Annotated in this window: 12 protein-coding genes; 4 read left to right on the plus strand and 8 right to left on the minus strand. The window is 43.9% G+C overall.

What is annotated here, in order from left to right:
* Positions 1 to 18: 18 nt before the first annotated feature.
* The 6 genes from KA717_04435 to KA717_04460 all read right to left on the minus strand — a co-directional run bounded on the left by KA717_04435 (position 19) and on the right by KA717_04460 (position 5524).
* Entirely contained in the window at positions 19 to 417 is a 399-nt protein-coding gene (locus KA717_04435) for a DUF29 domain-containing protein (GenBank protein ID UXE62110.1), read from the minus strand.
* A 254-nt stretch (positions 418 to 671) separates the two neighbouring features.
* On the minus strand, positions 672 to 1277 hold the full coding sequence (locus KA717_04440; GenBank protein UXE62111.1) for a GUN4 domain-containing protein: 606 nt from the start codon (positions 1275 to 1277) through the stop codon (positions 672 to 674).
* A gap of 57 nt (positions 1278 to 1334) precedes the next feature.
* Complete coding sequence (locus KA717_04445) at positions 1335 to 2261, minus strand: histone deacetylase (GenBank protein UXE62112.1); 927 nt, start codon at positions 2259 to 2261, stop codon at positions 1335 to 1337.
* Between the two features lie 61 nt (positions 2262 to 2322).
* Entirely contained in the window at positions 2323 to 3771 is a 1449-nt protein-coding gene (cysS, locus tag KA717_04450; protein ID UXE64548.1) for a cysteine--tRNA ligase, read from the minus strand.
* A gap of 151 nt (positions 3772 to 3922) precedes the next feature.
* Positions 3923 to 4852: a hypothetical protein gene (locus KA717_04455; protein UXE62113.1), complete on the minus strand. Its 930-nt coding sequence runs from the start codon at positions 4850 to 4852 to the stop codon at positions 3923 to 3925.
* A 381-nt stretch (positions 4853 to 5233) separates the two neighbouring features.
* A complete protein-coding gene (locus KA717_04460) occupies positions 5234 to 5524 on the minus strand; it encodes a 4a-hydroxytetrahydrobiopterin dehydratase (protein ID UXE62114.1) in 291 nt (96 codons plus the stop codon).
* 93 nt (positions 5525 to 5617) lie between these two features.
* Here KA717_04460 and KA717_04465 point away from each other — a divergent pair, with 93 nt between their 5' ends.
* Together KA717_04465 and KA717_04470 are read left to right on the plus strand one after the other, a co-directional pair.
* Positions 5618 to 7312, plus strand: coding sequence for a glycosyltransferase family 4 protein (locus KA717_04465; GenBank protein UXE62115.1), 1695 nt, complete (start codon positions 5618 to 5620; stop codon positions 7310 to 7312).
* Between the two features lie 416 nt (positions 7313 to 7728).
* Complete coding sequence (locus tag KA717_04470) at positions 7729 to 8421, plus strand: hypothetical protein (GenBank protein UXE62116.1); 693 nt, start codon at positions 7729 to 7731, stop codon at positions 8419 to 8421.
* A gap of 326 nt (positions 8422 to 8747) precedes the next feature.
* Here KA717_04470 and KA717_04475 read toward each other — a convergent pair whose 3' ends face one another.
* Together KA717_04475 and surE are read right to left on the minus strand one after the other, a co-directional pair.
* A complete protein-coding gene (locus KA717_04475; protein UXE62117.1) occupies positions 8748 to 9329 on the minus strand; it encodes a DUF3727 domain-containing protein in 582 nt (193 codons plus the stop codon).
* A gap of 71 nt (positions 9330 to 9400) precedes the next feature.
* A complete protein-coding gene (gene surE / locus KA717_04480; protein ID UXE62118.1) occupies positions 9401 to 10216 on the minus strand; it encodes a 5'/3'-nucleotidase SurE in 816 nt (271 codons plus the stop codon).
* 130 nt (positions 10217 to 10346) lie between these two features.
* On the opposite strand from surE, the gene KA717_04485 reads away from it, so the two are divergent.
* Complete coding sequence (locus KA717_04485) at positions 10347 to 11525, plus strand: extracellular solute-binding protein (GenBank protein ID UXE62119.1); 1179 nt, start codon at positions 10347 to 10349, stop codon at positions 11523 to 11525.
* Positions 11526 to 11632: 107 nt separating this feature from the next.
* Positions 11633 to 12514, plus strand: coding sequence for a response regulator (locus KA717_04490; GenBank protein UXE62120.1), 882 nt, complete (start codon positions 11633 to 11635; stop codon positions 12512 to 12514).
* Positions 12515 to 12518: the final 4 nt, after the last annotated feature.

Below are 12518 nucleotides of genomic sequence, written 5' to 3' on the forward strand. Positions count from 1 at the left end.
CCATTATAACAAATCGCACTAATTTCCCCATATATCTTCATTTAGAATTGTTTCAATTGTTTGCTCAAATGGACATTCTTCTGGAAAAGAAACTTTTTGATATTCTTTTTTTACTTTTAATAAAGCTCGTTGCCAGGCATCATTAAAACTGATTTCCCATCGAGATTGAAGACTTGGTACTTGACTAATCAACAAATCAATTTCGGCTCGTTGATTACGAATTGTTCTTTCCCAAGCATTGTAATCATAGGGAGAATCTACATAAAGACGTTTTAATAAATGTTCAAGTAAAATCATTAAACGAGAAATTAATTCCTTTTTTTGAGAAATCCCCAAGGCTTCAACCTCCTCAATTAAATTTTTAATATCCAAGTTTTCAAAATCATGTTTTTTTAATTTACTAACGGTATCTTCCACCCACAGTAAAATATCCTTTTCATAAAGTGTGCTATCCATGGTTATTCCTCTAACGCTTTTCTAGTAATTACTTATTTTATCTTTTTTGATGCTAATCGCCCCTTACCCACAGATAAAAAGCGATCGCCGATTAATTGATACTGGGTAGTGTTCTGAATCTGTAGATAAGGCCAATTGTAATTAGTACACTGACAAGGTTCTAGAAAAGCGATCCGCAGGTCTAGAACATTACCAACGCTTTGTTCATTAAGCTTCTAGATATTGCATTCAAAAAGACGCATAAAGAAAAAAGTGACCATCTTGAGACCATAGGGAGATTTCCACCAGATCGCTGGAAAACAACCGCGAGGAGCGTTTAGAGAAAAATCCCATTGATCATAGACATCAAAACGAACCTGGCCATCTACCATCCAACCGACTTCTCTAGCGAAACTTGCCATAATTTTTCTATCTTGGGTTCTGAGGCTATCTAAGTTGCCCCCCCCCTTTTCATAAATTTCAAGTTGTATGCTAAATCCAAAACGATCTTGGCTATAGGTACGCCACAGACGATCAATCACTTGTAGAACATTGCAGGGAAACTTTGATAGGATTTCGGGAGCCAGATCATCTCTTTTCATGGCAACGGTTTCCAGAATTACTTGGTTTGTTTCTAGATCGGCCTCTTGAAAATGTCCTGAACTCAGGAATTGCTGGAGCCGACTGTAACGCTCAATGTCTGGAACTAAGAGTAGTTTTTCTTCCAAACTGGTTACTCGTTGGGTCAAGGTTGCTACCTGCTCGGAGAGGACAGCCCATTGTTGACTAGGATCAGAGAGATTTGACGGATTGATAGGGTCTGGACTGGTGAGATCGGACATGGAGATCAGTTCCTAGAAAGTCTAGTTCAACAAAAAGGATAACCTGAATTTGCTTCCCTAAAATGTCGGCTTGAAGGCTTTCCCCGCCATGACATCTCTAGCGGCTCGATGTAAAAGGGAATGACGATAAACTAAGGCCGTTAAATCTTCGGCATAACCCCCCCCAATTACGCAGGCAACAGGATATCCACCGGCAAGACAGGTACTTAGGACTTGTCGTTCTCGTCGATATAGACCCATATCCGTAAGTGCGAGTTTACCGAGACGATCACCGATATGAGGATCAACCCCGGCATCATAAAGCACCAAATCCGGTTTAACCTGGGTGAGGAGATCGGGTAAATATTGGGCCAAAATTTGCAGATAACCGTCATCATCCAAGCCTTCCGGCAGAGGAATATCGAGATCACTGGTCTGTTTACGGGTAGGAAAATTCACTTCACAGTGCATAGAGAAGGTAAATACCTGGGGATCATCCCGAAAGATCCAGGCTGTCCCATCGCCCTGATGAACATCTAAATCCACGATTAGTACTCGCTCCACAAGCCCCTGATGCTGTAAAACGCGCACAGCGATCGCCAGGTCGTTAAAAATGCAAAATCCTGAACCGTAGCTGGGAAAAGCATGATGGGTTCCCCCGGCGGTATTACAAGCTAGACCCATTTCGAGGGCCAACTGGGCTGTTAAAATCGTTCCTCCCACGGCAGTACAAGTACGTCGCACTAATTCAGGACTCCAGGGTAATCCAATCCGACGTTGGGCCTTGGCATCTAATGTTCCCTTGCAATAGCCTTCAACATAGTCGGGAGTATGGACTAATTGCAATATGGCCGATGAGGCGATCGCCGGCGTAAAACAGGAATCGAGGCTAATCACCTGATCTTTCAGCAGTAACTCGTACAATAGCTGAAATTTAAGCATTGGAAAGCGATGACCAGGCGGCAAGGGTGCGACATAGTGGGGATGGTAAACAACAGGAACCATGGCGATCGCGGATTAAGTCTCTAGCGGGAAAAGTAATTGACTCCTCTCGTTGCGGCACATTTTAACGATGCCATTTGGTGACACCGCCAGGCTGATCAATGAGGGTAATGCCTAGCTCCTTAAGTTGATCTCGTAGGCGATCGCTTTCTGCAAAGTCTTTATTTTTTCGGGCGATCATGCGTTGTTGAATGAATTGCTCAATCTCTTGGTCATTCAGGTTATTTTCGGTAACGGATTCCTCACTAATAGGCGCGCTCGCTAATCCCAAGACTCCAGCGAGAGTAACTAAGGTTTGCCAAGGTAGTCGCAATTGCACTGGATCAGTTTCCGTCTGACCTTGATGGACAAGGATATTGCCCTCTTTCCGCAAGTCTTTTGCGAGTTCAAAGAGAATGGCTAACCCTTCCGCAAAATTAAAATCATCATTAACGGCTGCTTCAAAACGTTGCGTCCAATCATTGGCGAGGGGGGTTAAAGGGGAAAAGTCTAAATCCCAGCCAAATCTTGACCCGTAACTATATCCAAAGGCCAAACCTTCTCGTAAAGTCTGCCAACCATTCGTCGCCGCTTGTAAGGCTTCCTGGGTAAAGTCTAAGGGCTTGCGGTAATGACCTTGCAGCACAAATAAACGCACAGCCATCGGGTCAATTTGGGCCAGTAGCTCCCGAATGGTGGTGAAGTTCCCCAGGGATTTAGACATTTTTTCACCCTCCACCCTGACCATGCCATTGTGTAACCAATAATTTGCTAAAGGCTGACCTGTAGCGGCTTCGGATTGGGCAATTTCATTTTCATGGTGGGGAAAAATCAAATCACTGCCTCCAACATGGAGATCAATGGTGGGGCCTAAATAGTCTCGTACCATTGCCGAACATTCAATGTGCCAGCCGGGCCGCCCTTCTCCCCAGGGGGAATCCCAAGCCGGTTCGCCAGGTTTAGCCGCTTTCCAAAGGGCAAAGTCAAAGGGATCTTTTTTCTTGGCTTCTTCGGGATCGGTGACTCGACCACTGGCTCCGGCCTGCATATCCTCTAATTTGCGCCCCGATAGTTTACCGTAGTCGGAAAAATGGCGTACTGAATAATAGACATCTCCTGCGGCTGGATAGGCATAACCCTGCTGTTCCAATTCAGCAACCAGTCGTTTAATCCCATCTAGGCTGTGGGTCGCACGGGGATAGGCGGTGGCTGGTTTGACCTGTAACTGTTCCATATCCTCAAAATAGGCGGCAATAAAGCGTTCCGAAACCGCCTCCATTGTCGAGCCTTCCTGTTTAGCCCGATTGAGGATTTTATCGTCAATATCGGTAAAGTTTTGGATATATTGCACGGCATAACCGAGCCATTCTAGGTAGCGTCTAACCACATCCCAGGTAATACAGGTACGGGCATGACCCAAATGACAATAGTCATAGACGGTAATCCCACAGCAATACATCTTCACCTTTCCCGCTTCTAGGGGAACAAAGGTTTGTTTTTGACGGGTTAGGGTGTTGTACAGGCTCAGGGTCATGTTTCTGGTTAGGCGATCGCGGCACAAAATAGGGTGATATACCGTGGGAAAATTGAGGGAAAACAAGCTAGGGGCGATCGCCACGATCTCGATCCAAGTAGAAATGGTGGCTACGCGGGTAAAGTTACAAGTAAAGTTAACCGGCCTGACCCTAAGCTGTTTTTTTCGGAGCGGGTTGTCTAATTGGTTTGAGATACTTAGGCGTTCTGAGGGTGGGTTCATCCAAGAGCGTCACGAAACCAAAGCAATTTTTGGCTGGAATAAAACGGGCTTCCAATTGGCAGAAGTAGCGTTCGGGTTTTTTATCCTCTTCTTTCGGAGCCTTGGGATTAAAGTAGAAAGGCTTAACGGGAGAGTCCTGCCATAGCAAGGGTAAATGATTGGATTTGCACTTGTCCCAATCCCCTAACCTTTCATTCCGATAGATGCTTAGGACTGGGCGTTTATATTGGGGGATAAACTGCCAAAGACCCCGCAGAATAAAAATATTGAGAGTATCTGCTTCTCTGAGTTCAGTCTGAAAAGCAACCAATTGGAAACCCAGGTTAACGGTCATGCGATCGCCTTTGAGAGGATACCAGGCTTTTGGATAAACTCGGAGGTAAAGTTCCGTTTCGAGAGCTAGGGCCCGTTTCAAAAGTAGCTTTTTGCCCATCAAGGGATAAACATTGTCTCCTATCTTTACTTGATATTTCCCCTCTTCGGCGGATTGAATCAGCCCCTTGATCACGCCAACTCCCTGGAAAAACAACTTTGCTTTTTCTGTTTTCTCTGGTTGCTCTGAGTCCGCTTCCCCAAGCACTGCCGTCTCTGGCTCTGGATTTTCTAGTACTGGTGCTACAGTTGGCTCTACTGGTGCATCAACTTCTGGCTCCACTGAGACAACTTCCTTGGTTTCAGGAATAACCTCTGGTTTCGATTTCTGTTTAGTTGCTGCTTTGGTCTTTTTCGCCTTGGTGGGAACTGGCTCTTTAACCGGAGTCGTTTCTGGCGTTACCTGCTGACTAGGAACTTCAGGTTCTGGCGGTTTTTCCGCCTCAGGCTTGGAATTTTTTTTGAGTCCAACAATTTTCAAGGTCATGGTGATGCCCCTCTGGATATTTTCGTGGTTAAGGTGTAAAGGTCTTTTTTGTCCTGTCCGTTCTATTAATATTAGAGCTAATCCTATGATCTATGACTAGAAAATCGAGAATTCTGTACAACTCTTTCTAGCTAAGGTTTTTCATCATCAGGAAATGGGTTTGAAACCAGGGCAAACGCATCAAAATTCTAGACTCTTTATTTGACAAGCCTTTTAGCATTTCATAAAAAATCAATAATGATTGCTGAAACCTTTACCTAGCCTATCATTCAAAAATAAGATGCGTTTGCCCTGGGTTTGAAACCCCGTCGCTCTATGAGGGCTTTATCTTGTTGGTGCCATAGGTCAAACTGCAACAAATTAGGGCATTCACACCGTCTTTCAGGGAGCGATCGCATTAATTTTGCGTGCCAGTTCCAGATCTAGGGCGGTAATTCCTCCGGCATCATGGGTGGTGAGATCGATGGTGACACGGTTATAGACATTAGACCATTCAGGATGATGCCCCATCGCTTCCGCCGAGATCGCAATACTAGACATAAAACCAAAAGCTTCTACAAAGGATTGAAATTGAAGTTGACGATGCAGTTTGCCATTGACGACTTGCCAACCCATCAAAGATTCTAAGGCAAGGTTAAGTTCCTGGTTGGATAGACAGGGGGGAACAGCCATCGTTTGAGTCTCCTAGAGATAGAATAATGAGATAATGCTCTTCGATTCCTATTTATTTTATTGTAAAACCCCAGTCAATCTTGATGATTAACAATGAATATGACAGCCGCAGTTTTCTATAAACGAGATAGTTACAATACCCAAGAAAAAAGATTGTTAGGTCGCCAATCAGCAGGGGAAGGATTTCTGAAAGCGTTTGTTCAATATAGCCAAGCTGATTCCATTTATTGTTATACCGATACCCAGGCTGAGTTTCACGAATTTTGTCAACGGGTTCAACCGTGGATAGTCGGGACTCGTCAAGGGGTATGGATTCCCAGAGATAATCCGGCAACGCTTGCTGTGCCAGGTAATCTATATCATCCCGATCCTAGACTTTCCAAACTCGCCTGGCAAAGAAGATTTACTGACCAAAAGGCCTATAGTTTATGTGGCATCACTCATACCATTGCCAGTATTGGAGTCATGGAGGCGATCGGTGATTTGCTCATTGCTCCCATACAACCCTGGGATGCTTTAATCTGTACATCTCAATCTGTCAAGACTGCTGTATTACATATTTTGGATCATTGGGCTGAATATCTGGCTCAACGAACGGGGGGAAAACCTAATATTGATATTCAACTGCCGATTATTCCTTTAGGGATAGATTTGAATGCTTTTTCTCCCGCCAATAGTCAGCCGAATGCCCGTCAAAATTTACGTCAACGCTTAAATATTCCTTCAGAAGAGATTGTTGTTTTATTTGTGGGTCGCTTATGTTTTTACGCTAAAGCGCATCCTGTACCAATGTATCTTGCTTTAGAAAAAGCTGCCCAAATTACCAATCAAAAAATCCATCTTATTCAAGCGGGTTGGTTTGAAGATGAAAGGGAAGAGAAAGGATTTCAAGAAAGCGCGAAGAGTTTTTGTCCCACTGTTAACTGTATTTTTGTTGATGGCCGTCAACTAGACATCCGTCGAGACATTTGGCATACTGCTGATATTTTTATTTCCTTAGTTGATAATATTCAAGAAACCTTTGGGTTAACGCCGCTAGAAGCGATGGCTGCTGGTTTACCCGTTATTGTTTCGGATTGGGACGGCTATAAGGAATCTGTACGTCATGAGATTGACGGCTTTAGAATTCCCTCTCTGTCTCCGTCTCCCCCGTTAGGGTTCGGGATTGCGGCGGCCTATTTAACCGGAAAAATCAATTACAGTACCTATATTGCTGAATCTTCCATGGCAACCATTGTCGATATTAATGCTACGGCTCAGGCCTTAGTTACATTAATTACTAATCCCCAACTGAGGAAAAAAATGGGAGAAAATGGTCAGCAACGGATCAAAGAAATCTATGATTGGCAAAGAATTATCCCCCAATATGAAGAACTCTGGCAAACCCTAAAAGAGATTCGTAACTCCGCGATAATATCAGTTCCTCTACAACCCGATAGCCCTCCCTATCCCCTCTGTGATGACCCTTTCCGTGTCTTTGCCCATTATCCAACAACACCATTAAAGAATGAAATGGTATTAGAGTTGGGTGATTTAGGCAATGCTCAAGGATTGGCAATGATTAGTCAACATTGGGTAACAAATTTCGGAGCGGATAAACGATTGTCACCTCAAATTATCCAGACTATTTTAGAAGTCATTCAAGCCGCCAAGGGAGAAAGTATTGCTAATCTCCATCAACATCATCCCGATATTCATTATTTTCAACTTATTTTTACCTTAGCCTATTTGATAAAGTTTAATATACTCCAAATAAATAAATTAAATATACTCCAAATTAATCATTAAGGGACAACGTTGATCGGGGTTTTTCCGCGCTTCAAGATAATTAACCTCAGATAACAAAAAACTCCTACCTGTAAATAATTGGCACTGGTATCGTCTGAGTAAATCCGCAAAGGATTATAGTGCAAAGCTTAGAGAAAACGAAAAAATAATTAGGGTCTGCTGAAAAAGTCCACAAAACGAACCTAGATGCCACAGGAGGCGAAAAATGGTGACTTCAGAGAGTTGTTTCCAATTTCAACCCCCAGTTTTCCAACGACGTGCATGGGCTTTGAGCCTCCAAAGGCCATAACCTTGCACCTGATCGTTTTTAAAATGCTTGAAAGCATTATCTGGCAAGGGTTCTATACTTATTCAGCAAGCCCTAGATAGTTTTTTTTTGCTAAGATCCGTGCAGTTTATCTAAAAAGCAACTTTCTATGAAAATTCAAGCGCAACTTCTTCTACTGGGTGCAGCCAGTGCTTTTGTATGGGGGGTAAGCGTCGCTCCCAGTTACGCCCTTAACCTGATTGGTAACTTGCCCCCGACCGATGATAACAGCGCGAATACCTTTTCCCCTACCGGTGGAGTCAGTATTAACGCGGTTTCTTTTACCCTTCCTACAGGGACAGACTATACCCTGGACAATGCCGTTTTACGTCTGGGGGCTTATGACGGTACCGAAGTTTTTAATGTGCAAATCCGCAATGATACTGGGGGAGTAAACCCTGGCTCAACGGTTTTGGCAAATTTCACTCTTCCAGCCTCCCAGGGAGCAGGTATTTTTGACTACACCTTTAACTCTCCAACTGCTTTTACTTTCACACAAAATACCAAATATTGGCTCTATGTCGATATTTCAACGGGTTCAGGCGGCTCAGGATCGTTTGATTGGCTTGCTTCCTCGCCTAATGTCACTCCTACAGGTGTGGCTAGTTTTGGAGCCTATCGCTTCAGCCTCAACAACGGAACAAGCTTTGTTCAAAATAATACTTTCAATAGTTTTCAGGTTAATGCCACTGCGGTTCCCTGGGAGACGGATGCCCTACCCGTTATTGGTAGCACGGTTCTGTTCGGTTTAGGTTTGTGGGGCAAGCGCAAACTCGCTCAAAAGAAAATCGACAGTCTTTAAATTAGTACTAAATTCTGTTCGTTTCTGATTAAAGGTAGGGGCTTAACAGTGTTAAGTCCTTTTACGCGATCTATCAAGCAATACATTGTCTGTTAACCGTTAAGATCAAGGACATAAAAGTAGTAGTAATATTTTGTTTTGATTAAAGGTAGGGGCTTAGTTCCTAAGTCCGTTGAATTATGGATTTGGAAACCAAACCCTTACCAGTTTTTAAGCATTCCAATACAACCATCAAGAATTTCACGGACGGCGCACTTCAATTTTGGCAGGGACAAGGAATATGGCGCAGGAAGTCCCCAATCTCAGCGATCGCGGGTCGGAGTAGTTCACTCACTTTCCTCGAATAACAACTCCTCTAAAATATGCTGCATCTGGTCATCTTCCGGCGATACCAATTCAATTTTGCTGTCTTGATTCATCTTGGCTAAAAATAGCAGGGGAGCCAAGGGCGTATAGATAGAATAACGCTGTTCTTCATGATAAAAACTCACCAAAAACTGAAGTTCTTCTGGTTCTAAGGGTTGATCATCACTTTCTAACTCTAGGGTTAAAATATCATCATCTTCAATGGGAGGCAGTTCCCCACTGACCGTCAGCGTATAGGCAGTGTACTTAAGGCTTAAATCCAGTTCAGCCAAAACCGCTTTAGCGTCAGCAAAAATCTGCTCAATTTCTTCGTAGTCTTCTAATAAAATGGCATCCGCTTCTTCATCGTCTTCTTCCGAATCTTCATCCCAAGCAATGATTATCACCGGAATATCTACTGGCATCAGTAACAAATAGGCGGCATCATCGACTTCAAGAGAATTCTCCACATAGCAATCTAACGTTCGTCCCATTTCATCAAAGAGGGTAACGCTATCTGCTTCATCCGGCTCATTTTCTTGGTTATAGAGATAGGAAGACATAGGGCTGGGTTATACTTTGAGTACTCAGAATATCACATTGATGTTACCGCTCTAGTTTTTTCTCCCAGATATTACACTGTTAACCAGTCAGACTCCGCCAAAACATGAAAAGCATTGACATCTGTGAGGTTGTATTGTAAAGGGGTCAAAGTAATATAACCTAACTGAAGGGCCTGTACATCGGTCGGAATACTAGCGGAGAGATGAAAGTGATCCGGCTGTTCAATATCCTTGGCAATTTCTCCGGCTAACCAGTAGTAGCTTTTACCTCTGGGATCCAAGCGTTTTTCAAAGGTTTCAATATAACGTCGTATTCCCTGACGAGTTAGCATCACGCCCGCAATTTCTGCTTGGGGCAAGGGAGGCACGTTGACACTGAGAAGCGTCGATTGGGGGAGGGGATTAGCCACCAGTTGAGAGAGAAGACTCTGGGCAAAATTGGCAGCCGGTTGAAAATCCTGGAAGGCAAAGCTGGCTAAACTAATGGCGATACTTGGAATTCCTTCAATCAGTCCCTCCATCGCAGCAGACACGGTTCCTGAGTAAATAACGTCTGTTCCGAGGTTGGCTCCATGATTAATGCCGGAGAGGACAAAATCGGGGCGTTCTTCCACCACAGCAGCCAGGGCGAATTTGACACAATCAGCAGGCGTTCCCGAACAAGACCAGGCCGTTACCTGGGGATGAAAAAAACCTTCCACCTGACTGGCTCGAATGGGTTGATGCAAGGTTAGACCATGGCCAGCCGCCGATCGTTCGCGATCGGGACAAACCACCAGCACCTGATGACCCGCAGCAGCCAGGGTATTGGCTAGAGTACGGACTCCTTGGGCAAAAATACCGTCATCGTTACTAATTAATAGTTTGAGAGGAGGATTTAGAGTCATAATTTGGGGCCATGATTTAGCAGTTTACGGGTAAACCGTTCAGGTTGATTGACTGAAATTGGGATGAAGAGAGGGAAAAAACTTGTGATAAGCTCAGAAGCACACCCTGATTGAGAAGTGTATTACAAAATTGAATCGTCGGCAATTTTTAACCCGCTCTGTCCTGGGAACGGCTCTTGGTCAAGGGCTGATAGCTTGTAATGCTTCTTCTTCTTCTGCCTCCACAGTTCTTTTTCTGAAAAATTCGATTCCGCCCCAACTGATTCATGCTTTTCAGTCTCAGGTTGCCCAGGGCAAGGATCTTAATTTTAAACCAGAGGCCCAGTTAAAAAAGCTCTTTGAGTTTCTTAAGGATTGGCAACTCAAAAATCCAGAACCCCAAGGATTGCTGTCTCATTTACCTTTTATCGGCAATACACCAAAGGCGATCGCCGCTTTAACCACGACGGGAGATAGTTGGTTACAGGATGCCATTGTCAAAGGATTAATTCAACCCCTTAACCTTCAAGCGGTTCCAAGTTGGCAAAAGCTAGATCCCCGTTGGCATCAATTAGTCACCCGCGATCGCCAGGGCTTTTTAGCCGAAAAAGGTGACATTTGGGGGGCACCCTACCGTTGGGGAACCACCTTAATCGTTTATCGACGCGCAAAATTTCAGGACTGGGGCTGGACTCCTCAGGATTGGTCTGATCTCTGGCGACCAGAATTAAAACAACAAATTGCCCTGCTCGATCAACCCAGGGAAGTGATTGGCCTTACCCTCAAAAAACTAGGTTATTCCTATAATATTCCTGACCTAGAAAAAGTTCCTGACCTCAAATCTAGCCTACAGGCTTTACAAAAGCAGGTGAAATTCTACAGCAATGACTATTACCTGCAAGCCTTACAAGCAAAAGACGTAGCAGTCGCCGTAGGCTGGTCAAACGAAATTCTGCCCCTGTTAGTCAACAATCCTGATTTAGCGGCGGTGATTCCAGCTTCGGGAACGGCCATCTGGGCTGATCTATGGGTTAGACCGAAAAATGCTCCTTCTCATTCGGCAATTATTTCTGATTGGTTAGACTTTTGCTGGCAACCCCAAAGCGCGAATCAAATTGCCCTATTCAGTGACGGTAGTTCTCCACGTTTAGAAACTCTTGAGGCTGAAGCCATTCTTCCCACCGTTCGCAACAATCCCCTGTTGACTCTGACCCCGCATCTCTGGCGAAGTTGTGAGTTTCTTGAGCCCCTTTCTGTTCAAACCCAGCAACAATATCTCAAGCTTTGGCAAGCAATCAGGACAACGACAACGGAAAAATCGATGACCTGACCTGCCAATTGTCCACTGTTGTAGAATTGTAGGATAAGCGTGTTATTATCCACGAATCTTTCTCACAGACACAGGGGGAGTAGTTTTGTATTTAATTGCCAATAACAATGGTCAGTGAACTATGCAAAATTTTGTTAATAGAAGATGAGTCCGTAACGGCTGATCTTTTTAAAGAACTTTTGTTCTCAAAAACACCTTCTTCCCTAGCCCAGGGATTTAGTTTTGAGCTAACCACCATTACTTCCATCAGAGCAGGATTCAGGGAATTACAGGAAGACACTTTTGACCTCGTATTGTTAGATTTGATGTTACCCAATTGTCGAGGGGTCGAGGCTTTAGTTCGGATTAGAGAAACCCATCCGCAAATTTCCATTATTGTTTATACAGAAGTAGATGATGAAACAATTGTCATCCAAGCTTTTCAGAATGGTGCAGATGGCTATTTACGCTTAAAAAATCTGGATAGTGATTTATTGATATATGAAATTCGTTCTGCTAAAGAGCGACAGTCCTATCGCCAGAGTTTAGAACAGCGTCAACGGCTGGCCCAACAGGAAAAAGAGTTTGATGAATTAGCTTCTTTGGCTAATCTAACGACCAGTATCACGGCGCGGATGTTTGGTGCAGAAACATTGCAGGAGAGCTTACCAGAAATCTTTATTGAGTTAATGCAAACCTATGGTAACTTGCTAGATTTAGCCTTAGAACAAAGGGCCTTTCGAGTTGAACATCCTATTTCCACTCATCTCAGAACCATGGCTGACAAAATGGGTTTTCTTAAAGCCAGTCCGAGGGATGTCATTGAATTACATACCCGAACCTTGAGAGAAAAAAATAAAGATGTTACCCTAGCTAAAGCTCAAATGTATGTCGCCGAAGGACGATTGATGGTTCTCGAACTCATGGGTTATCTCACTTCTTTTTATCGCAAATACTATATCGGATTAAGCACTCTTAATATAGCGACCAAAATCTCTCAGGAAAATTAGTTCC

This window comes from Woronichinia naegeliana WA131 (genome assembly GCA_025370055.1).
Classification (GTDB): Bacteria; Cyanobacteriota; Cyanobacteriia; order Cyanobacteriales; family Microcystaceae; genus Woronichinia; species Woronichinia naegeliana.